This window comes from Lactobacillus paragasseri (assembly GCF_003584685.1).
GTDB classification, from domain to species: Bacteria; Bacillota; Bacilli; order Lactobacillales; family Lactobacillaceae; genus Lactobacillus; species Lactobacillus paragasseri.
Genome location: NZ_AP018549.1, coordinates 1,907,233 through 1,928,755, shown reverse-complemented (window position 1 = coordinate 1,928,755; position 21,523 = coordinate 1,907,233). Strand labels below are relative to the sequence as shown.

Genomic DNA, 21,523 nt, shown 5'->3' with positions numbered 1-21,523 from the left:
ATCAATCAGAAAGCGGGAAAGTATGAGATACGGGGAAAAAAGCAATCTCAAATTAATGCTGCAAGCATTATGCGTGGGATTAATTGCTGGAGTTGTAGTGGGATTTTTTAGATATGGAATTGGTAAAACCGAAGCTTTTTGGCTCGATTTATTTAAAAAGTCGCACCAAAATCCATTATGGTTTATTGTAATCGTAGCAGGACTGGCATTAACTGGCATAATTGCAGGATATTTTGTTAAACAATATCCGCACGTTGGTGGGTCTGGTATTCCGGAAGTTAAATTACAAATGCAAGGAAAATTAACTTTGCAATGGTGGCCGATTTTGTGGCGAAAGTTAATCGGCGGCATTATGGTTATTGGAACAGGCTTGTTTTTAGGACCAGAAGGACCATCGCTTCAATTAGGTTCCACAATTGGTCAAGGAGTCGGCCAAGGCTTTAAGCAAACTAAAACAAATTCACGAGTTTTGCTAGCAACAGGTGCTGCCAGTGGTTTATCAGCTGCTTTTGGTGCCCCTTTAAGTGGTGCGTTGTTTGTTTTAGAGGAAATTTTTCATAATTTTTCGCCACGTGTGTGGATGAATGCCTTGGTGGGTGCGATTGCCTCGAACTTTGTTGTATCTAACTTATTTGGTCAAAAACCAGCTTTAGCTTTAGCTTACAATCATTCCTTCCCAATGCCACTTTATTGGCATTTAGTGTTATTAGGACTTATTTTAGGACTTTTAGGACACTTATATAAATTGGGCTTGTTTAATTTTAAAAAGCTTTATGCAAAAATCACTTTTATTCCGCGCTGGCTACACGGATTGATTCCACTAGTGATCTTAATGCCGATTATGTATTATTTGCCGCTAATTACTGGACCAGGTAATCATTTGATTTTGTCTTTGCCTAAGTCAATTGCTTATAGCAGTTGGAATTTAGTAGGGATGCTGGCGATTTTTTATGTAATTAGAATTGCATTTTCAATTGTTTCTTATGATTCGGGTCTGCCGAGCGGCATCTTTTTACCAATTTTAACAATGGGTGCTTTAATTGGCGCAACTTACGGTCTATTTATGGTGCAGCTGGGATTATTGCCACAAAAATTAGTTATTAATTTAATTATTTTTGCCATGGCTGGTTATTTTGCAGCAATTATTCGAGCACCATTTACAGCGATTATTTTAATTACTGAAATGGTCGGATCGCTGTTACATTTAATGCCGTTAGCTGTTGTAGCATTTATTGCTTTGTTAGTTGACCAATTACTTGGCGGCCGTCCAATTTATGATAGCTTAGCGGCTGCTATGGAGCCAAAATCTAGTGAAAAGGGATTGTGCGGCGAAGAAGATCAAATTTCAATCCCAGTCTATGAAAGCAGTAAATTAGTCGATGAAAAGATAGAAGATGTTAAATGGCCGGATGATACCTTAATTAAAGTTATTCATCGCGGCAGTCAAGATATTATTCCTCACGGAGACACTGTGATTGCAGCTGGCGATTTATTAGTGCTAGCTGTTGATCAAAATCGACGGGGACAAGTCTATGATGCAATTAAAAAATTGCAAGGTGTCGAATTAGATGGATAGCTTAAATATACAAAATAGCCCTCTAGCTCAAATTTAAGCTAGAGGGCTTATTTTTTGTAATTAAAGTATAGTCGCACCTAGGCAAGTTTTAAAATGATTTAAGGCCCATTTATGTCCATTTTCATCAAAACTTGCAACACCATCTTGGTGAATTACTAAATTATAGCAACGATTATATGCATCCATTGCTGTATGAAGGACGCAGATATCGGTGCAGACACCAGTCAGATGCAGAGTATCGATTTTTCTTTCTCTTAAAATAAGATCTAAGTTAGTGCCTGCAAAAGCAGAATAGCGCGTTTTATCCATGAAGATGACATGATCATTTGTTTTGTTGGCATCATACCAAGTTTGCAGCTTGCCATATAATTGCCGACCCCAAGTGTTGGGTAAATTATGCGGTGGAAACAACTTAGTTTCGGGATGATATTTATTTCCTGGGAAATGTAGGTCAGTGGGAATAATTACCCATTTATTTTGCTTTAAAAATGAATCTGCTAAATTGACAATTTCATTTTCAAGTTCTTGAGCAGGTTTGCCACAAGTTAAGCTGCCTTTGTCTGAAACAAAATCATTAGTGTAATCGATGATTAAGAGTGCTTCTTGAGTCATAGTATTCTCCTTTATAAATATAATTATGGCTATTATGAGCCACAAAAGAAAAAGCCTCAAGTGAGACTTTAAAATTAGTTATTCTTTTTTGAATTTGGGTGAAGTTTCTGGTGCCCAAATTAAGCAGATAATGAAACTTGCGAGTAATACAATGCTGCAGACCAGCATGGCTAAACTTGCACCACCGCAACAAATTATGAAAAATCATGCAAAGTGACTGTTCTAATCTCTTGAACTGTTGAGACATAAAAAAGTGGTATAAATAAATATTTCACTCCTTTATAGAAGATATGATTGAGGCTGCTTTTACCTTATGACTTACTTTAAGTTCTATCAAAAAAGTAATTACTTCTAAAACTACAAGCAAAATAAGGGCATATCTTATATTGGTTGCACCTGAAACAGTTGTTAAAATAGTAGTCATCAAAGGAGCAGACGCAATCAAAATAGTGTTTAATAGACCGACAGTAGAAGCTAAAATCTTATGCTCGACAGACGTTACTAGCCATTGTGTCAATTTGATTGAAGTTGCGCTGGCTGTTAATGCTAATAAAAAATACAATCCTAAAACAAGATAGATACTAGTTGCAAAAATCGCAAAAGTGGTCATTAAAGCGATTAAAGTGGCTAGAATTGTCATAGAAAAAATTGTGAATTTTTTAAACAATTGCGTACCAAACATACTTCCCAAAGCAGCTCCGCAAGCTACAACCACACCCATCAAAGCAATCGTAAAACTATATCTTGAAATTACCATTGCTGTTTTATGAGCTGCTATCATAATTGGAATTAATGATCCCATTGAACTTAGCAATCCATTCAAAACTGCAACAATCAAGACAACCTCTAAAAGACCAGCCTGCTTTTTAACTTGCTTGAAAGACGTCTTCATTGTTACCAAAAACGATTGAGTATTAATTTCATGGCTTTTAAGCGACTCAATAGATTTTTGCCTCAGTCCCACACTCGCAAACAAAATTCCAGCAAGTAAAAATGAAATAGCATTCAAAAACGCAAGGGATGAGTATGACATAATTAGCAGCAATGCTGAGCCTATAAACTGTGCTGCTATATTAATAACTTCATTAACCCCATTAGTAAAACCCTCTGCTTCTCCGAAATGATCTTTTCCTACTAGATCAACGACTAATGGTGAAACTAATCCGCTGGAATAAGCTCCAAATGTATCTGAAATCAAATTAATTATTACAACAATAATTACTAAACTCCATTGATTGACATTACTGATAAATAGCAGTCCAACGATGCCATATAAAACACAACGAATAATGGCGCTTAAAAATATATTTTTAAATTTATGTCGCGTTTTGTCTGCAAAGTAGCCGCCAAAAATTGTAAATAATTTAGGTGAAGACTCTGAAATGGCAATTAATGAAAGTGCTAAAGAATAGTTTTTTAATTTACTTGCATAAGTCATAAATGCCAAGTAGAAAAGAATATCACCTGCGCTAGAAAGAAAACTAGCAATTGAAAATCTACGATAATTTTTATTAGTTAAAAATATATTCATTCATATTCACCTCGTTTAATTAGGTTGAGCTTAGCAAATTAGCGATATATATAGTAAAATAAGTCATATATGACTCATTGCAAAGAGAGATAAATATGATGATTGGCAGTCTTTTGAAAGAATATCGTTTAAAACAAAACAAGAGCCAAAGAAAATTTATTGGTTCAATTGTTACGCAGTCTTATTATTCAAAAGTAGAAAAGAATATAAGTCAAATTACAGCGGACAATTTAATAGGCTTGCTTCAATATAACAATATTTCTGTACAGGAATTTTTTAATAACTTTAGTCAAAAAAGCGATGATTCATACCGCCAAACAAAAGAATTGGAAAATATGATGATTGAAGCTTATTACACTAATAATATAGAGCAGATGCATAATATTAAGAAAATTATTCACGAAAGTACTTTAAGCGAATATGATAAAAACTATCAAACATTAATGACTAATGGATTTTTAGCATTAATGAATCCAAAACTAAATAGTGAAAAGCTCACATCGACTATTAAAAATAAAATTTTTGACATTCCATCTTATACTTAAGACAAGCTAATGCTTTACTGCGACTTTATGCGATTTTATAGCTTATCAGATAATGAAATAATTACGCGGAACATTTTAAAACAGTATCAATCCACCAATGACTCTAATATTCAGGAACTTATTTTAGCCATAGTATGCAATATTCTTATTTTTTCTATTGAAAATGATAAATTTGAAAACGTCTCTTACTTTCTTAATAAGATTCAAAATATAAAAACTACGCCACAATTGCTTTTTTATAAAATAGATATTGAGTTTTTCAAAAATATAATTGAAATTAAAAATAGTAATGATGCGGGAAAAATAAATAAGTGCAAGAATTTTATTAAAACTCTACAAGATGCAGGCATGGAAGAATACAGCAATGAACTCAGAAAATTTATTAAAGATAATTTTTGAGTTAAATATGACTAATTGTGATCTGATTCTGGTAGCTAAATATGATTAGTAGCATAAAGATTAAACAAAAGGAGGACCAAATCATGAAGCCAGAAGATGTAGTAATTATTGTTATCAAGGGTTAATCAACTTTAAAATACAACCAGAAAACGGGTCATTAGTAAAAATGACCCGTTTTTATATGCTTATTAAACAGATGGTGACGATACATTAGGATCGTGCAAACTTGCATCTGTTCGATAGTCTTATTAGTATCAGATCACAACTACGTACTTGAATGTATCGACAAAATTAATACTCTCTCAATGAAACACATAAAAATAAAAAGCTATTATTAGTAACAGCTTTTTAGAATAAATATTCAATTAATTTTAATTATCTAATTAATCTTCTTTTTCAATCTTTCCTGCGGCAATTGGCAAGGTAGTGTGAGTATCATAATCCATTACACAGCCCTTAACAGTGTCCGGCAATTTAATGCTCTCAGGAACTCCGTGGACATAAACTACGCGTTTATCTAATTGAAGATCGGTGCTGCCGAAAGCTTTTTTGAAGTTTTCTTGTAATTCGGTCAAAGGCACATCAATTTCATATTCGTAATAACCATTGCTGTCAGCGACAGGGTAAGTATTGTTAGGAATATTCATTTTGGCAGGATCCGCATCAAGTGGCACCATCGTAGTTCCTGATACTGGTTCAGTTTCAGGTAAATCGACAAAGCCGTCGTGGTTGACATCTTGAGCCATAGTTGCAGCCTGAGCGACTTTACCATCAGGAAAGCCATGGAAATGTTCCCAGTGTTCGATATTCTTTGGTGTATCAAACATTTCTACTTTAATGTGAAGTTGATCGCCATTTTCGGTAAATTCAGCTGTCCCATGGGGCTGACAACCAATTTTTTCTGCATTTAATGGGTTAATGTGAGCAATATATTTTGTCATAATAACGATCCTTTCTTTTAAGTAACACTTCAGCTCTATCATAAATCGAAAAGCTTGAAAATTCATTTATCAGTGCTTACAAGTTAATTATAAAAAGATAGGATATAATAAAATTGATTTATATCAAGAAAGAAGTATGTAAAATGACAAAACATTCGCCACTTGCTTGTTTGAGTAATGCCACTTTATTTAAGGATTTACCAGAATCACTTAGAAAAAAGCTAGTTACCATTTCGACGCATCAAGAATATTTTCCTAAAGGCAGTTTGATTCGCCAACCCTTTGATGGAAAAGACGGGCTGCTTGTCATGGATAAGGGAAAGGCTAAAGTTTATAGTCTTAATGAAGATGGTAAAGAGACGATTTTAGGCTTGCTGAATAAGGGTGATTCTGAAGGCCAAGAACATTTATTTTCGACTAGCGCTCGTGAGAATTTTATTCAGGCAACTACTGATGCTTGGGTGTGTTCGATGACACGGAATGATTTTCAAAAATTAGTTCGTCAAACGCCAGATCTAGCCTTAAGTCTACTCAATGATTTTGGTCAAAAATTAGTCACTGCGGAGAAAAATACAGTGCGTCGCAATTCAATGGATGCTAAGCAAAGAATTATGGCGTATTTGAATGATTTGTCAAAAAAACAAGGTACAAATAAAGTAAAGCTAGATCTTAAGAAAAAAGACCTAGCTGGTTATTTGGGCATTACGCCAGAAACTTTAAGTCGTAAGTTAAAAGAATTGGCTAAGGAAAATAAAATTCAAGTCGATAAAAAAATTATCACAATTGCAAAGTAAAAGGAGCCGGTAAATAAAACCCAGAAATTCTTGTCCGAATTTCTGGGTTCATATTATTATCTAAGTTTGTCTATTTTTTTCAATTTTTTCCAGGCTTTTTTAGAGCCACGATTTAAATCTCTGTTTAATTTATATTCTTTCCAATCTTGTATGAATAATAGGTCAAGATTGTAACCTTCTGGATAAAGATCTTTTGCCTTTCTAACTAGCTTAGCTCCCTTAATTGGTATTGTCTTAAAAGTTTTATTAACAAAGATAATGATTTGATTTGCAAGATCCGAGTTTTGATAGAATAAAACATCTTGTTCGTACTCCGGGACTTTAAGACGATCACCTTTTTTAAAAGAAACTGTCGATTTGATTTTTTTCTGATTATTTGCAAATTTAATTTTGCTTTGATTTAAAGGAAATTTACCAGTATTTAAGAAATTATTGGCTTGCGTTAAAACCTCTTGAGGCATCCCATTCTTTTCAGCTATCCATAGAGCACGGCTGGTTCCTATTTGATGTAACAGTAACTTATATGTTGGCTCAAGTGTCTTTAGATCAAAGTCCATAGCTGCAGTGATGAAAGTGGGATGCTTAGTAGAATAGTCTTTTATTGCACTATAGTGAGTGGTTGCTAAGATTAGACTGCCTTTTAGCTGTAATGTCTGCAGCAGAGCAATAGCAAGGGCAGCACCTTCATTTGGATCTGTACCGCTGCCTAATTCATCTAATAAAATTAGACTGTATTTTGTTGCATGTTGGACAATATAAGACATTTGCTTCATTTCGGCAGAGAATGTAGACAGAGAGTTATCTAAGTCCTGATGATCGCCGATTGAAGTATAAATAGCGGTCATTACTGGAATTGAGCAAATCCCTGAACTTGGTAAGAATAGTCCAAATTCTGCCATTGCAATGGCCAAACCAGCTGTTTTTAGAGTGACAGTCTTTCCACCTGCATTAGGACCTGTGATTATCAAGCCACGCTTAGAAGAATCTAAATTAAGTGAAAGAGGAACAGGATTAGATAAAAGAGGGTGTCTCATTTCATTTAATTGGAGTTGATTTTGTTCATTTAACAATGGTCGTTTACCATTAATACTTTGAGAGTATTTTGCACGAGCTAAGATACAATCTAGGTCGATAATAATATTAAGATTTGCCTCTAGTTGAGATAATTCTTGATAAATTTTTGCTGATAAATCACCTAAAATTTGAGATTCAATTAAATAAATCTGATTTTCAACAGTTGCTTTTTCTTGGGTAAGATGCACGATTTTAGTGGGTTCTATAAAAACTGTATTCCCATTATTAGAATGATCGATAATACTTCCACCAAAAGTATGTTTAAAACTTGCTTTAATCGGGAGGGTATAATGATTATCTTTTTGAATTATCTGATAATCTTGCAGCATCGTTTGATATTTTTTGTTTTGTAAATATTTTTGTAGCGTATCCTGAATAGTCGTACTTAATTTAGCACGTCTTTGTCTCAATTTAGCAAGATCTTTATCAGCTTTGTCTGCAACTTGTCCGCGTTCGATAGCATTATAAATTTCGCTTTCTAGTGTGTCTAGAATAGTTAAAGTATCACAATAACTTGCAATAATTGGAGTATTATTTCTTTGCTTGTTAAAAAAGCGCACTAATAGACGCGTAACTCTAATGAAGTCTGCTACTTGTTCTAATTCTGCTGGATTTAAGATAAAACCTTTTTTTACCTTATTTAAAATAGGAGTCAAGGCATCTGAACTAATAAAGGGTATGTGTAATCCATGATTTAAAATCCAGACCATTTCTGCAGTCTCATCAAGTAAAGCAGTTGCTTTAACTAATTTAGTGGCAAGTGGCTGAACTAGAATTTTGTCTTTTGCTTCGGGTGAAACAGCATAGTGAGAGACAAGTTTACGTACACGTGAAAATTCGATTTCGTCAGTATTATTCAATTTTGTTTTTTCTCCTTAAGAAAATAGATTTTAATTTTTTTCTCAAGGGAAAGTAAATTAGTCCCTTGAGACTAAAATACAATTAGCATCATATAGCAATATGTCCTTTTCTAAATTATTGATTTTAATGATATAACATTTTTACTAAAAAATCATTATAAATTAGGGTAAATAAAAACTCTCAAATTTATATTTGAGAGTAAAACTATTAATTAACAATTTTTTTGACTTATAATACCTTTTTTAGCTTGCTCGGCAAGAAAGCTTGCCTTAGCAATCTTAACAGCACCAGTTAAAATGCCAGAATCGTTACGAAGGCGTAAGGTAGTATCGTGGATATCTAGAACCAAGTTATCGCCTAAAAAAGCTAAATCATAATCGGAGGTATAAATTTCAAAGTCAGCATTATTTTCTATTTTTACTGAATAGCGTGAATCATGTTTCATTGTATCTAGTGAAATTAGAGAGTAATCCATGCCAATATTGCAAGATCCACCTTCAATTGAATAATCACCGCCACCACCATCAACAATCAAAATTATTTCATGTTTATCATAACCACGATTTTTAAGAAAGTTAATTGCGTCTTGGCTTATTGTCATTTTTACCATAGTAATCCCTCCTGACTCTTTCTATTTTTATTTTAGAAAAAAGTAGAACAGAATCAATTATTTTGCTTAAATTTTGGTGAGGTTTCAGGTGCCCAAATTAAGCAGATGATAAAGGCAGCCAAAAGAACAATTGCGCAGATTAGCATTGATAAGCTTGCACCGCCTTGATTAGTCAAAATTGGCAATAAAAAGGTACCTGCTGCGGCACCAAATCTGCTTATAGTAATACAAGTTCCAACGCCGGTTCCACGAATCTTAATATCGAATAGTTCAGTTGGATATGGGTAATCAAGTACTAAACCAGAAGATAAGATAATTGCAAAAATACAAAAGATAGTAAGTTGAATATTTGAATTAAGGTTTTTGTCAATAGCTAAAAAGCCGATTAGAATACCTGAAAGTAAAAAATTGCTGATGAGAAATGCGCGACGACTAATTCTGTTAAAAAGTAGGATTCCTAAAATGACGCCGATAAACATACCACCATTGTAGATAATCCCAGAAACCTTTTGGTCAGTGACATGCATACTTTGTAAAAGAATTGGAAGAAAAATACTGATACCAAAGAATGCAAAAGCTTGGCAAGCATAAAAGAGTCCACCAACTAGAGTACGACGTAAATATTTCCCGGAAAATAATATTGACCAGGAAACTTCCTTGACTGGCTTAGCCTTTTTGAGTTTCTTAGGGATGCCCCATTTACGTCCCATATGCTTTTTAATAACTTTATTAGCTGTTTTGACTTTACCACGGCTTGCAAGCCAGCTTGGGGAGGCAGGTAGAGGAAAAATAGATCTGAAAATAGCGGCAATAAAAGCTGGTATGGCCCCAGTTGCTAAGATTATTTGCCAAGTATGTGAGCCAAAGCCGCTAATAAAAGTACCTGTTATATATGAAGCAATAAATCCAATTGTCCAGTAGATAAGCAAGTGGCTTTGCCTTTTGCTGTCTTCTCCTTTAGGAAGCCACTCAGTTAAAAGAGCGTTCCCAACGGTATAATCAACGGCAATCATTAATCCAATTAAAATTCTAATGATAAAAAGAGTGGGAAGATTATTAGTTAGTAATTGCAGTAGAGATAAAGTACCCAAAATATACATATTGAGCATTAATAATTTCCGTCTACCAATCTTATCTGATAAACGCCCAATTAGAATACTGCCAGCTAGTCCAATTAAAGATCCAGCACCAATTAATCCAGTCCAAAGATCATTAATTTGGATATATTTACTAGCGTTAGAAAGAGCTGTACCAGAAATACCTAAGGCAAAGCCACAGGCGATTTGACCTAATAAGACAGCCATAAATACTCGTAAATGAATAGGCATGATAGGTGCTTTTTTATAATTCTTTTTTTCTTTAATATTATTTGTATTATTCTGATTTTCTTTTTTCATAACATGAGTTAAATCATTTAGATTAACTCGAAAAAATCCTCCTTAAAAATTTAAAGTATACATTCCACCCTAACAAAGATTTTTAATTGATGCAAAGATAGATTAATCTTTACTTAAATATTGACACTAATTTAATTATCTGCTAATATTGCTAAAAATTCAGAAAGCGGGTAAAAAAATGAGATTACGTAGAAAAGCTAGCCAATTTAGTCGTTAATCAGGAGTTTATTTCTCCTGATGTTTCAAATAGAAATTAGGTTAGTTATGTCAGAAGAAGTAATTATCAGAAAATATAAAAATACAAACTATGTTCAATTATGTAAAGTACATGATGAAGCGAGAATGCAAGAATTAATTGTGGGTAATGCAGTTGATTTATATGCTCCACTTGAAAGGGCAGTATACAAAGAAGAACTATTTTCAGAAACAATTTATGTAGCGGAAGTCGACAGTCATGTAGTAGGATTTGTTGCTTTTAGGAAGAATGAACTAGGCTATATTTACGTGTTAAGGGAATATCAAGGAAAGGGTATAGGAGGTAAACTTTTAGATACTGCAATTCCTTACCTAAAACGTCCAGCATTTTTAGAAGTTTTTTCTACAAATATCAGAGCAAAAAGACTATACGGTAGTCGCGGATTTGTAGAAGAAACCAAAGAGAAAATGATTTTATATTAATTTTGTCGGGAAAATAAAAAACGGTCAGTGATTTTTCACTGACCGTTTTAGATATGTTGATTAAGATTAATTATTTTTGTAGAAAGTTTCTTCTACTGCATGAGTGATCGCAATCTTATCATGAGCATAGGATAAACCACCTTGAATGTAAAGGCGATAAGGGGCACGAAGAGGACCGTCTGAAGATAATTCGATTGTAGAACCTTCAGTAAAGCTACCAGAAGCCATAACAACATCATCTTCATAACCATCTTGGTGGTATGGAATAGGATCAACAAATGAGTTCATTGGTGAATAATGTTGAATTGCGGCACAGAATTTAACCATTGAATCTGGTTCACCAAAAGTTACGGTTTGGACAATATCAGTTCTTGGATCATTCCACTTAGGAGCAACTTTCATCCCCATTTCTTCGCAAAGTGCAGCGGTATAAATCATACCTTTTAAGGCTTCACCAGTAGTGTGGGGTGCCATAAAGAAGCCTTGATACATATCTCTTAAATAACCCCAAGTAGCGCCTTCACCTTTACCAGCACCTGGAACATTAAGGCGAGATCCTGCTCCTTCAATTAGATCTTTTTTACCAACTAAGAAAGCACCTGCTTTAACAATACCAGCACCAGCATTTTTAAATAGAGATCCCGCCATCATATCGGCACCGTAGAAAGTTGGTTCTTCAGTTTCAGAAAATTCACCATAGCAATTATCAACGAAGATCTTTACGTCTGGACGAACTTCTTTGATAAACTTAAGCATTTTCTTGATTTTTTCCATGGTGAAACTTGCACGTACAGCGTAACCAAGAGAACGCTGGATAGTTACGACTTTAATCTTTGGATCTTGTAAATCTTTTCTGGCTTGTTCATAGTCTACTTCGCCATTATCAAGTAAGTCAGTATGCTTGAAGTCAATGCCCCATTCTTTCATATTTCCTGGTTTGTTGCCTGCTAAGCCAATAACTTCTTGAATTGTGTCATATGGCATACCAGTTAAGTAGTAAAGAGTATCACCAGGGCGAAGCATACTGAAAAGACCAACGGCAATCGCATGTGTTGCTGAAGAAAATTGTGGGCGGACCAAAGCGTCGTCTGTTTTAAAGTAATCAGCATACATTGCTTCAAGTTTATCACGACCAACATCATCGTAACCATAGCCAGTTGAAGGAACTAGATCTTCTTCTCCTACGCGGTGTTTTCTAAATAGGCCTAAAACACGTTGTTGGTTGTAAAAGACTTGCTCGTCAATTTCTTCTAAACGAGGTTCAATCATTTTGTCGACTTTATCGACTTTTTCTTTTAATTCTGTTGGTAAGTTTTCTTTCCAAGATAAAACCATTAGTTAATTCTCCTTTAATACTTCTGCTTGTACTCTTATTTTACCATCTGCTTTTTGATCCCAGTAGACGCCTTGAATTTCAGGTACAAAGCCAGGGAAGCGCTCAATTGCTCCTACTAAAACTTCAAAGTACTTTTGATCAATATCGCTCCATTTTTCCCCTGGTGCAACAATAAAGACGCCGGGTGGATAAGGAAGTGCACCTTCGGCCGCAATTCTGCCCTTAACATCATCTAGGTTAACTAGCTCACTTTCATTTTTCATAAAAAGATAGTCAGCATGTTCTGGCGTCATTGGGTAATTTTGCATATTTGGCTTAGCAAATAGTTCTTGTTGCAAAGTGAAAGTTTTATTTCCCCGGTAATAATTATGCATTTCTTGGCAAAGTTGCTTTAGAGTATAACCCTTGTAGCGATCGCCGTATACTTTAGTCAATTTTGGTAATACTTTTTCTAATGGTGCATCTTCATTATAGTATTGTTCAAATTCTAAAAATGCATTCAGCAATGTATCTAATTCAGCTTTTGTATCACCTGGGGTAAGTAAGAAGAGAAGTGAATATAAATCATCTTTTGCGCGAATAATTCGCTTCTCCATCAAAAACTCTGCTACTACTGGACCAGGAATTCCTACAGCTTCATATTTTGCGTTTTTAACATCAATGCCAGGAGTGACAACTGTGATCTTTAACGGATCAATCATTGCTTGACCGGTCGCAATTTTACTAAAGCCATGCCAAAGATTATTTGGTTCTAAGTTCCAGTATTTTTCATTTGTGGCTAAGTCATCAGTACTGATATTTTCAAAATTATCAATTACGAGTGGTCTAAATAATTTGGACTTTCTAATTAGTTCTTTACGCCATTCAATTCCTAGCCGCAATATTTTATCCCACCATTTTTTATTGCCTTCACCACTTGTTAAGTATGAGTTAACTGTTAAGGAAGCATAGAGGGGATATGAATAGCTGGAAGTGACGAATTTAAGATAAGCATGATTAAAGTGCTTATGATCAACATAGCGTTTTTGACCTTTTATGTGAGCATCTTTTTTCAAAATTTGGGAAGCTTGTCCCATTCCTGCTTGTTGCTTATGGAGTGATTGCGTTACTAAGATCCCTGGATCGTCTGGCCCAAAATCCAAATTGAGGGGAGATAAGTGATTCATAATTGGCACGAATTGTTCAAAGCCACCCCAAGCACAATCGAATAAAATGTAGTCGCAAAGCTTGCCAATCTTGTCAATCATCCATTTAGCATCGTAGAAAAGTCCATCATAAGTTTCTGATTGAATAATTGCTAATCTAAATGGACGTTTAGCTTTAGCCTTTTCAGGATCAACTTTAGCGACTTCTGCTCTAATTTTTTCTTCACTTAAAAAGTTAGGATCCATTTCTCCAATTAGACCAAGTGCATTTCGGTCAGTTGGAATGTATACTGGTTTAGCTCCACTCATAACTAGGGCACTGTTATAAAGTGATTTATGGTTGTTGCGGTCAAAAAGAACTAGGTCATCTTTTGTAAGAAGTGCGCTAGCACAGATTGAGTTAGCACTAGTTGTACCATTAGTACAAAAATAAACTTTATCAGCGTGATAAGTTTCAGCAGCTTTTTGTTCAGCAGTTAAGGGTGTTCCCTCGTGCGTCATAGTGTCGCCTAGTTCGGGCACAGTGTCACTAGTATCCGCAAACATTAGGTTCTTACCGAAGAAGCGGTTGAAGACAACACCAGCGGGATGCTTTTCATAATAGAGGCCGTTGTGGTGGCCAGGCGTAGTGAAGCTTACTGGATGATCTTCGGCAAAATTAACTAGGTCAGTTAAAAAGCCTGGCACCATTTTTTTCGTATATTTATTTGCTGCATCAATTATTTTTTCTTTTTCATTATTAGAAATTGTTTCATGTGAAACTTTAATAATAGGAATTCCAAGGCCAGAAGTTTTTTGTAGATCTTGAGCAGCTTTAAGGCTATTTTGGTCGCCCTCTGCTAAAACAATAGCGGCAAGTTCACTAGCTTGAGGATTATTATTCAAATTAGTAGTTTGCCATGAATTAAAATCATTATTTTTAAGTTTATTGCTTAATGCAATTTTTAGAAAATTCATTTAATCACCTTGTTTTCCTACTATATTTTCTAAAATAGACTTGCAAAATTTTTATAAATCCTTATAATTTTGTGCGAACGTTTTTGTACGCAATTTTATTTGCAAGAAGACTACGGCATAAATTATAACGATTTATAGAGGATTTCTACAAGTGATTTTGAATACTTTAATGATAGTTTTGAAGCCTCCAAATTTAAGACCTTGGATTTAGATAAATATTTTAATTTTGGAGGAAATTGAAAATTGGATAAACCAGATGTCTTAAATGATTTAGAACCGAATAAAAAGCACTATATGAGTTGGCCTGTTATTGCACTGATTGACTTTGTAACGATTATTAGTTTTGAAAATATCTTCTATCCATTTCAAAACCAAGGCCTTTCAGTTGTAATTTCTTGGATCTTTCTTTTATTTACTTATGTTATTCCTTACGCATTGATTAGTAGTCAGATGAGTTTGACTTTTGATAATCAAGATGGTGGGCTTGCTTCTTGGGTCAGAAGAAGTACAAACGACACTTTAGGTTACTGGACCTCTTGGATGTACTGGGTTCAAAGTGTGCCTTATATCGTTGACGTCTCAAACTCAGTTATTGTTTCTTTTAGCTGGATGATCTTTGGTAACAATAGCTTGGACAAGAAGATGTCGACTTTTTGGTTCGGAATTTTAACTTTTGTGATCATTTTGATCTTTATTTTGCTAGAAAATAAGCTTCGTAATTCACTAGAAATTCTTTCTTTAATTGGTGGGGGAGCAATGTTTATTATGTCAATGCTCTTTGTATTGCTTGCCGCATGGTCAGTAATGCATGGACACCATATTGCAACTCAACCATTTAACTGGGGTGCATTTAAGCCTTCATTTAGTTTGAATTACTTCTCAACTACTGGTCTTTTGATCTTTGCGATGTCGGGTGCTGAACTTGCTGCGCCTTATGTACAGCAAATGAAGAATCCGAAGAGAGACTTTCCTAAGGCAATGTGGATGCTTGCCATTATGACCGGATTCTTAACGATTTTTGGAACATTAGCTTTAGCAATGTTCTTTAATGCCCACCACATTCCACATGACTTCAAAATGAACGGTCCTTACTACGCTTTCCAATTGCTTGGTGAAAGTTTAGGTGTAGGTAAGGTGTTAATGTATATCTTTGCAGTTGTACAAGCAATCTTCATGATGGCTCAACTCGCTGTATTATTAGACGCTTCAAGTCGTGTCTTTGCTGGAGATGTTGGCTCCAAGTTCATGCCTAAGTGGCTTACTAAGAAAAATAAGAACGGCCGTCCAATTCACTCATACACATTTACCGTTGGACTTAGTTTATTCTTGCTATTATTAACTGGAACTTTACCTAACATTAATACCATTTATAACTGGCTTTTGAATGTTAACGGAATTATTTCACCATATAAGACTTGTTGGGTATTCTTTGCCTTTGTTGCAATGAGAATGCACCAAGATAAGTATCACTCAGATTATGTCTTTATTAAAAATAAGGCTGGTGCTTTAACCGTTGGTGGTTGGTGCTTACTATTTACCTTTGTCTGTGCAACTTTAGGATTTATTCCTCAAAACGTTGCAGTAGGTACTAAGGCATTTACTCACCAATTATGGATGAACATTATTACGGTTGTAGTATTGTTTGGTTTAGGATTCGTTTTACCATGGCTTAGAAAACGTGAAGCTAAGCGTGAACAAGCAATGGGTGAAAAATTAGACTAACTAAAAAAGACTGGATCGAGATTTTGATATCTCTAGATTCAGTCTTTTTTTATGCTTAATTAAATCAGGGTTCATATTTTTACCTCATAAAGTAAATTTCTCGAATTCTTGTTAAAAATTCACTTTATGATGAAAACTTTAAATTACCAAATATGTACTCGTTTTTCAGGATCAAGCCACATGCCATCGTCAGGCTTAATGTCAAAAGTTGTATAAAAATCGTCGATGGATTGAGCGGCAACATTTACTCTGAGTTCTCGTGGTGCATGTGGGTCATAGGCAATGAGCGTTTTTCTAATTTGAGGTGTCATTTTACCACGCCAGATTTTAGCCCAAGTTTGAAATACTTCTTGCAAATTACCATTTTCCTTTTTTGCAGTTTCTACTGCAGCTGTGAGGCCACCTAAATCAGCTACATTTTCACCAACAGTTAGATTACCATTTGTTTTAATCCCGCCACAGACAATACCATCAAATAAAGTTATTTCAGCTTGTGCTAATTCATTAAACTTAGCATAGTCTTCTTCACTCCACCAATTACGAATATTGCCGACTTCATCAAATTTAGAACCATTTGGATCGAAAGCATGCGTAATTTCATGACCGATAACGGCACCGATACCACCTAAATTTTCACTTAGTGTATTATCTAGACTGTAAAAAGGCTTTTGTAAGATTCCTGCAGGGAAAGTAATATCATTATTTGTTGGATTATAACCTGCATTAATCTCATTTGCTGGAAGATCAGCGCCCCAAAGAGTCCGATCAACGGGTTCATTTAATTGGCTAAAATTATGGACGAGTTTGGTTTGATTAGCAGCGATAATATTTTCATATAAAGATTTGTCTGCTAATACTTGAATTTGATCATATAGGTCGCTAAGTTTATCGGGATAACCAATTTTTAACGTAATCGCATTGAGCTTCTTTAAAGCTTGCTTTTGTGTAGAAGATGTAAGCCAGGTGTTAGTCTGGAGTCTTGCTTTATAAGTTGCAAGAATTTTTTTAATCATTTGTTCCACGTCTGCTTTAGCTTTTGGTCCAAAGTAAGTTTGACCATAGTAGAGACCAATGACTTCGCCTAGTACGTCATTAACAATTCCATAAGCCTGCTTTGCTTGGCTTTGTAATTCTTTTGCTCCATATACTGCATGGTCGTAAGCAAAGGCCGCTTCACGAAATTCCTGAGATAGGTAGCTAGCGTAGCGATTAATAAAACTAACTAGAAGCCAACTCTTCAGTTCGTCGAAGTTATCAGGACTTAATAGTTCATTAATGCGCTCTAAGAATTTAGGCTCAAGTACAATGACTTTTTCAGGTGAATTAGGAAGTAGCTCATTAAGTAATTGATCAATATTTAAGTTAGTAAATGCTGCTTTAAAGTCAGAAAGCGAGTAAGGATTATAACAAGCAGCTATATCGTTTAATTCTTCTTGTGATTTTTTATATTGAGCTAAGAGTTTATCAAATTTAATTGCATTAGCAGCATATTTTTTACTGTCGTTTTCGTTAAAGCCAGCAAGCTTTAAAAGATGCACTGATTGTTTTTCAAAAATAGCTAGCAATTGATCAGCAGAAGAATCTTTGTAGTTGCCAGCATCAGGTAAGAATGATTCTGGTGAACTAAAGTAAAAAGCGTTTTTAGTTGTATTTTTCATATCAACATCAACGCTAAGTTTAAAAGGGAAAGCAAGTACAGACTTGACTAGGTCAACAGTATGTTTGTCAAAATCTGAAAAGTTCTTTAGAGAAGTAAGCTTTTGTAAGTCTGTTTGGATAGGCTTAGCGCCGTCCGCATCTCTTTGTTTAAAGTCCAATGCTAGCTGGTATAATTGAACAGCTTTATCTAGATTTGCAATCTTAGGAAGTACTTTGTCGTTAGAAGCAAAGTTATCAAAATCTTGTAACAGTTGCTTTTTAATCTTGATATCTAACTCTGTGAAGCCACCAATCATGGGACGGTCAGCTGGAATTTCTGCATGTTCAAGCCATTTTGAATTAATAGCTAAGTATAAGTTGTCTTGTAATTTAACGTCAGGGTTTACTACGGCTGAGTCGCCAAGTCCGCCACGAATTTTAAAGCTTTTCATAACTGATTACTCCTTTAAATTTAATGTTGATTTAATAATATCAAGAAAGTAAAATCATTTCTAGAATAGTCGTATTCGAATTACTTTGAGGTGAAAAAATGACTGTTGGTGAATTACTTAAAGAATATCGCGTAAAACAAAATAAAAGTCAGAAAGAGTTTGCAGCTGAGATTGTTAGTCAGTCTTACTATTCTAAAGTTGAAAAGAATGTCCACCGAATTACTGCTGATGATTTATTGTTGCTCCTGACGCATAATGCAATCCCAGTTAAAAATTTTTTTGAAAAACTAGAAATTGATCCACATCAGCAACAATTAAATCAAGTGAATGCCATTTTTGAAGAAATAACCAAAGCGAATTATTCGGATAATTCGTTAGCACAAATTAAAAAAATTAAGGAAAAAGCTGCTAAATTAGATGTCGAAGCTGATATGAAGAAAAACATGATGCTGATAATTGATGGTGTTTTAGAATCAGAAAAAGATGATCCTAATACTTTTGACTTTAATTTAAGAAATAAGCTAAAGGAAAAGATATTCCTGATGCCAGAATATGATACCTATAAATTATCAGTCTATGCGAATTTTGTGGATTTGTATGATTTTGACAGTAATCGGCAAATAATTAAGCAGATTGTTAAAGCATTAAAAAAGAAGAAAGTCGAAAGACAAGATGAAATTTTATTTGCGATTATACTGAATGTATTAAAGCAGGGAATTGAAGAGCAGAAATATAATGAAACAAATGAACTTATCAGTCTAGGCCATCAAATTAAAGTTATTCCTGAATTTTTTCTTTATCGTGAAATGCTTACTTTTTATGAAGAATTGATTGCTTATCATACTGATAGAAAGGAAACACATTTAGAACAGTGTAATTTGATTTTAGAAAGTTTTGAATGGGGTGGAATGTCAGCTTTTGGCAAAGAGATGATAAAATTTTTTGATAAATATAAAGAACAATAGACAAAAAAAGACCTAGTATTTATAAATTGATACTAGGTCTTTTTGATTATGTAATTATGCTTTAGCTGTTTCACCAGCAATTTTTGTTTTATTAAGCATTAATGAGCTACCAACTACAGAAACAGACGAAAATGCCATAGCTAAACCGGCTAATTCAGGACTAAGAGTAAATCCTAAGCCAACAAATAATCCAGCTGCAATTGGAATACCAATTGTGTTGTAAATTAAAGCCCAGAAGAGGTTCAACTTAATTCTGTTAAATGTCTTCTTAGAAATATCAAGGGCGCGAACAACACCACGTAAGTCGTTTTGAACTAAGACAATACCACCAGAATCAATGGCAATATCAGTTCCTGATCCCATAGCAATTCCAACATCAGCAGTCGAGAGTGCTGGAGCATCATTAATTCCGTCCCCTACAAAGGCAACTTTTTTACCTTGATCTTGTAATTTCTTAATGTGCATTGCTTTTTCATTAGGTAAAACTCCAGCAATCACTTGGTCAATACCTACTTGTTTAGCAATAGCTTCAGCTACATTTTTATTGTCTCCTGTAAGCATAATGGTCTTTAAGCCACGTTCTCTTAATTCTTTGATAGCTTCACGTGAACTTGGCTTTGGTACATCTTGAATGGCCACTAAGCCAATAATTTCTCCATCTAAACCAATATAGACAACCGTTTTAGCTTCATTTTGTAAATCTGTTGCTTCTTGTGTCATTTCCTGGGAAATATTAACGTCTGCTAGTAAGCGATCACTACCAACAAAAGCTGTTTTTCCTTTGTAGTTAGCCTTAACGCCTTTACCTTCAATTGCTTCGAAGTCGTCAACTTTTTCAATTGTTAATTTTTCCGCTTTCGCTTTTTTGACAATTGCTGTAGCAAGAGGGTGTTCAGAAGATTCTTCAAGACTAGCAGCAATAGTTAAAACTTGTTTTTTATTACCTATAACGTCTGTAACTTCAGGTTTACCAACTGTAATAGTGCCAGTTTTATCAAAGACAACTGTATCTAAGTCGCTGACTTCTTGTAAAACTTCACCATTTTTAATTAAAACACCCATTTTAGCACTGCGAGCAGTTCCGACCATTAATGCGGTTGGAGTAGCTAAACCTAAAGCACATGGGCAAGCAATGACGATAACGCTAACGGCAAAAAGCATGGCTTCTACAGCAGTCGCACCTAAAAATGAGTACCAGATAATGAAAGTTAAAATAGCAATAATCATTACCGCTGGAACAAAGATATTGGATATCTTATCTGTTAAGTTTTGAATTGGAGCGTGACTAGTTTGAGCTTTTTTAACTAAGTCGACAATTTGGGCGAGCATTGTATCGGAGCCAACTTTAGTGGCTTTGAAAGTAATAGTGCCGTTACTGTTAATAGTTGAACCTACAACGGTGTCACCAACTTTTTTGACAACTGGCATACTTTCACCAGTAACCATTGATTCGTCAAGCGTTGTAACACCTTCTAAGATTTCACCATCAACTGGAATCTTTTCGCCCGGCTTAACGCGGATAATGTCGCCAACTTTAACTTGATCAAGTGGAATTTTAACGAACTTGCCATCTCTTTGAACTTCAGCATCTTTTGCCTGTAAGCCCATTAATTTTCCTAAGGCATTTGATGCGTTGTCGTGCATTTTTTCTTCCATAGCGTCTCCAAGAAGAACGAAGACAGTAACAAAGGCGGCACTTTCAAAGTAAACAGGGCGGTTGGTAATCATCGCAAAGATACTGTAGAAGTAAGCAACTGCTGTACCTGTAGCAACTAAGGTATTCATATTAGCACTATGTTTTTTGAAAGCAGCAATGGCACTTTTCCAATAAGGGAGAGCAGAAATCGCCATAATGATTGTTGTTGTAATAAGCGCAATCCAGTTATATCCTGGCATCATCCAATGAAAAGGCATTGCAAACATCTGAATGAGCATTGGAATAGACAGGATGAATGAGATCCAAAAGCGTTTAATATTTGATAGTTTCATTATTTAACGACGACCTTTCCATGGAACATATCCATTCCGCAGGCAAAGTTATAAGTACCTGGCTTATCAGTTGGAATATCAACAGTTATTTCTTTTTTATCGTCAAGAGTCTTATCAACGCCAAGATCTTTGAAGACAATCTCGTTCATACAGCCCATGTTATCAGAAGGAATGAACTTAATTTGTGCAGGCTTGCCTGCTTTAAAAGTAATTACATCTGGCTTGTAGCCATGATTTTCTGCATTAACAACAACTTTTTTAGTTTGATTTTTTGAAAAAATACTCATTTTAGTAGTTCCTC

At 34.8% G+C, this 21,523-nt stretch carries 18 protein-coding genes; 7 read left to right on the top strand and 11 right to left on the bottom strand.

The genetic code is table 11. From position 1 onward, the window contains the following. Nucleotides 1-22 precede the first annotated feature (22 nt). Entirely contained in the window at nucleotides 23-1,576 is a 1,554-nt protein-coding gene (locus tag LpgJCM5343_RS09390) for a ClC family H(+)/Cl(-) exchange transporter (RefSeq protein WP_003649741.1), read from the top strand. Nucleotides 1,577-1,636: 60 nt separating this feature from the next. Here the strand turns inward: LpgJCM5343_RS09390 and LpgJCM5343_RS09385 are convergent, their stop codons facing one another. Together LpgJCM5343_RS09385 and LpgJCM5343_RS09380 are read right to left on the bottom strand one after the other, a co-directional pair. Further along, the gene (locus tag LpgJCM5343_RS09385) at nucleotides 1,637-2,188 is read right to left on the bottom strand and encodes a cysteine hydrolase family protein (RefSeq protein ID WP_003649742.1); all 552 of its coding nucleotides are present in this window, start codon (nucleotides 2,186-2,188) and stop codon (nucleotides 1,637-1,639) included. A 271-nt stretch (nucleotides 2,189-2,459) separates the two neighbouring features. Further along, a complete protein-coding gene (locus LpgJCM5343_RS09380; protein ID WP_077959278.1) occupies nucleotides 2,460-3,719 on the bottom strand; it encodes an MFS transporter in 1,260 nt (419 codons plus the stop codon). 95 nt (nucleotides 3,720-3,814) lie between these two features. On the opposite strand from LpgJCM5343_RS09380, the gene LpgJCM5343_RS09655 reads away from it, so the two are divergent. Both LpgJCM5343_RS09655 and LpgJCM5343_RS09650 read left to right on the top strand, forming a co-directional pair. Continuing rightward, nucleotides 3,815-4,264: a helix-turn-helix domain-containing protein gene (locus tag LpgJCM5343_RS09655; RefSeq protein ID WP_250881784.1), complete on the top strand. Its 450-nt coding sequence runs from the start codon at nucleotides 3,815-3,817 to the stop codon at nucleotides 4,262-4,264. 9 nt (nucleotides 4,265-4,273) lie between these two features. Beyond that, on the top strand, nucleotides 4,274-4,663 hold the full coding sequence (locus tag LpgJCM5343_RS09650; RefSeq protein WP_250881785.1) for an Rgg family transcriptional regulator: 390 nt from the start codon (nucleotides 4,274-4,276) through the stop codon (nucleotides 4,661-4,663). A 383-nt stretch (nucleotides 4,664-5,046) separates the two neighbouring features. On the opposite strand, the gene LpgJCM5343_RS09370 is transcribed toward LpgJCM5343_RS09650, so the two are convergent. Then, nucleotides 5,047-5,604 (bottom strand): hypothetical protein, encoded by a 558-nt coding sequence (locus LpgJCM5343_RS09370; protein ID WP_039157918.1) that lies wholly within the window; start codon nucleotides 5,602-5,604, stop codon nucleotides 5,047-5,049. Between the two features lie 143 nt (nucleotides 5,605-5,747). Here LpgJCM5343_RS09370 and LpgJCM5343_RS09365 point away from each other — a divergent pair, with 143 nt between their 5' ends. Then, nucleotides 5,748-6,398: a Crp/Fnr family transcriptional regulator gene (locus LpgJCM5343_RS09365; protein WP_003656904.1), complete on the top strand. Its 651-nt coding sequence runs from the start codon at nucleotides 5,748-5,750 to the stop codon at nucleotides 6,396-6,398. A 56-nt stretch (nucleotides 6,399-6,454) separates the two neighbouring features. Here LpgJCM5343_RS09365 and LpgJCM5343_RS09360 read toward each other — a convergent pair whose 3' ends face one another. From LpgJCM5343_RS09360 to LpgJCM5343_RS09350, 3 genes are all read right to left on the bottom strand, one after another. Then, complete coding sequence (locus tag LpgJCM5343_RS09360; protein WP_077959276.1) at nucleotides 6,455-8,332, bottom strand: endonuclease MutS2; 1,878 nt, start codon at nucleotides 8,330-8,332, stop codon at nucleotides 6,455-6,457. A gap of 212 nt (nucleotides 8,333-8,544) precedes the next feature. Further along, entirely contained in the window at nucleotides 8,545-8,943 is a 399-nt protein-coding gene (locus LpgJCM5343_RS09355; protein ID WP_020807450.1) for an iron-sulfur cluster biosynthesis family protein, read from the bottom strand. 53 nt (nucleotides 8,944-8,996) lie between these two features. Then, nucleotides 8,997-10,340, bottom strand: coding sequence for an MFS transporter (locus LpgJCM5343_RS09350; protein WP_113576204.1), 1,344 nt, complete (start codon nucleotides 10,338-10,340; stop codon nucleotides 8,997-8,999). Between the two features lie 237 nt (nucleotides 10,341-10,577). Between LpgJCM5343_RS09350 and LpgJCM5343_RS09345 the strand changes: the two genes are divergently transcribed. Beyond that, nucleotides 10,578-11,018: a GNAT family N-acetyltransferase gene (locus tag LpgJCM5343_RS09345; protein ID WP_077959275.1), complete on the top strand. Its 441-nt coding sequence runs from the start codon at nucleotides 10,578-10,580 to the stop codon at nucleotides 11,016-11,018. A gap of 66 nt (nucleotides 11,019-11,084) precedes the next feature. Here the strand turns inward: LpgJCM5343_RS09345 and LpgJCM5343_RS09340 are convergent, their stop codons facing one another. Both LpgJCM5343_RS09340 and LpgJCM5343_RS09335 read right to left on the bottom strand, forming a co-directional pair. Continuing rightward, nucleotides 11,085-12,353, bottom strand: coding sequence for a methionine gamma-lyase family protein (locus LpgJCM5343_RS09340; protein WP_101891013.1), 1,269 nt, complete (start codon nucleotides 12,351-12,353; stop codon nucleotides 11,085-11,087). 3 nt (nucleotides 12,354-12,356) lie between these two features. Further along, entirely contained in the window at nucleotides 12,357-14,456 is a 2,100-nt protein-coding gene (locus LpgJCM5343_RS09335; RefSeq protein WP_101891014.1) for a putative ornithine decarboxylase, read from the bottom strand. Nucleotides 14,457-14,699: 243 nt separating this feature from the next. Between LpgJCM5343_RS09335 and LpgJCM5343_RS09330 the strand changes: the two genes are divergently transcribed. Then, nucleotides 14,700-16,178, top strand: coding sequence for an APC family permease (locus tag LpgJCM5343_RS09330; RefSeq protein WP_003648151.1), 1,479 nt, complete (start codon nucleotides 14,700-14,702; stop codon nucleotides 16,176-16,178). A 143-nt stretch (nucleotides 16,179-16,321) separates the two neighbouring features. Here the strand turns inward: LpgJCM5343_RS09330 and LpgJCM5343_RS09325 are convergent, their stop codons facing one another. Further along, nucleotides 16,322-18,268 carry a M13 family metallopeptidase gene (locus LpgJCM5343_RS09325; RefSeq protein WP_101891015.1) on the bottom strand — a complete coding sequence of 649 codons (1,947 nt, stop codon included), beginning with the start codon at nucleotides 18,266-18,268 and terminating at the stop codon, nucleotides 16,322-16,324. A gap of 98 nt (nucleotides 18,269-18,366) precedes the next feature. Between LpgJCM5343_RS09325 and LpgJCM5343_RS09320 the strand changes: the two genes are divergently transcribed. Then, nucleotides 18,367-19,233 (top strand): helix-turn-helix domain-containing protein, encoded by an 867-nt coding sequence (locus LpgJCM5343_RS09320; protein ID WP_101891016.1) that lies wholly within the window; start codon nucleotides 18,367-18,369, stop codon nucleotides 19,231-19,233. 54 nt (nucleotides 19,234-19,287) lie between these two features. Here the strand turns inward: LpgJCM5343_RS09320 and LpgJCM5343_RS09315 are convergent, their stop codons facing one another. Next, nucleotides 19,288-21,222 (bottom strand): copper-translocating P-type ATPase, encoded by a 1,935-nt coding sequence (locus LpgJCM5343_RS09315; protein WP_101891017.1) that lies wholly within the window; start codon nucleotides 21,220-21,222, stop codon nucleotides 19,288-19,290. After that, the gene (locus tag LpgJCM5343_RS09310) at nucleotides 21,222-21,509 is read right to left on the bottom strand and encodes a cupredoxin domain-containing protein (RefSeq protein WP_003649757.1); all 288 of its coding nucleotides are present in this window, start codon (nucleotides 21,507-21,509) and stop codon (nucleotides 21,222-21,224) included. Before LpgJCM5343_RS09310 ends, LpgJCM5343_RS09315 begins: the two co-directional genes overlap by 1 nt. Between the last annotated feature and the right edge of the window lie 14 nt (nucleotides 21,510-21,523).

What these genes read in the sequence shown, in the direction of transcription:
- LpgJCM5343_RS09655 (WP_250881784.1), top strand. Translation starts at nt 3,815, where the DNA reads ATGATGATTGGCAGTCTTTTGAAAGAATATCGTTTAAAACAAAACAAG.
- LpgJCM5343_RS09310 (WP_003649757.1), bottom strand. Translation starts at nt 21,509, where the DNA reads ATGAGTATTTTTTCAAAAAATCAAACTAAAAAAGTTGTTGTTAATGCA.
- LpgJCM5343_RS09390 (WP_003649741.1), top strand. Translation starts at nt 23, where the DNA reads ATGAGATACGGGGAAAAAAGCAATCTCAAATTAATGCTGCAAGCATTA.
- LpgJCM5343_RS09345 (WP_077959275.1), top strand. Translation starts at nt 10,578, where the DNA reads ATGTTTCAAATAGAAATTAGGTTAGTTATGTCAGAAGAAGTAATTATC.
- LpgJCM5343_RS09325 (WP_101891015.1), bottom strand. Translation starts at nt 18,268, where the DNA reads ATGAAAAGCTTTAAAATTCGTGGCGGACTTGGCGACTCAGCCGTAGTA.
- LpgJCM5343_RS09385 (WP_003649742.1), bottom strand. Translation starts at nt 2,188, where the DNA reads ATGACTCAAGAAGCACTCTTAATCATCGATTACACTAATGATTTTGTT.
- LpgJCM5343_RS09650 (WP_250881785.1), top strand. Translation starts at nt 4,274, where the DNA reads ATGCTTTACTGCGACTTTATGCGATTTTATAGCTTATCAGATAATGAA.
- LpgJCM5343_RS09380 (WP_077959278.1), bottom strand. Translation starts at nt 3,719, where the DNA reads ATGAATATATTTTTAACTAATAAAAATTATCGTAGATTTTCAATTGCT.
- LpgJCM5343_RS09320 (WP_101891016.1), top strand. Translation starts at nt 18,367, where the DNA reads ATGACTGTTGGTGAATTACTTAAAGAATATCGCGTAAAACAAAATAAA.
- LpgJCM5343_RS09355 (WP_020807450.1), bottom strand. Translation starts at nt 8,943, where the DNA reads ATGGTAAAAATGACAATAAGCCAAGACGCAATTAACTTTCTTAAAAAT.
- LpgJCM5343_RS09370 (WP_039157918.1), bottom strand. Translation starts at nt 5,604, where the DNA reads ATGACAAAATATATTGCTCACATTAACCCATTAAATGCAGAAAAAATT.
- LpgJCM5343_RS09340 (WP_101891013.1), bottom strand. Translation starts at nt 12,353, where the DNA reads ATGGTTTTATCTTGGAAAGAAAACTTACCAACAGAATTAAAAGAAAAA.
- LpgJCM5343_RS09315 (WP_101891017.1), bottom strand. Translation starts at nt 21,222, where the DNA reads ATGAAACTATCAAATATTAAACGCTTTTGGATCTCATTCATCCTGTCT.
- LpgJCM5343_RS09350 (WP_113576204.1), bottom strand. Translation starts at nt 10,340, where the DNA reads ATGAAAAAAGAAAATCAGAATAATACAAATAATATTAAAGAAAAAAAG.
- LpgJCM5343_RS09335 (WP_101891014.1), bottom strand. Translation starts at nt 14,456, where the DNA reads ATGAATTTTCTAAAAATTGCATTAAGCAATAAACTTAAAAATAATGAT.
- LpgJCM5343_RS09365 (WP_003656904.1), top strand. Translation starts at nt 5,748, where the DNA reads ATGACAAAACATTCGCCACTTGCTTGTTTGAGTAATGCCACTTTATTT.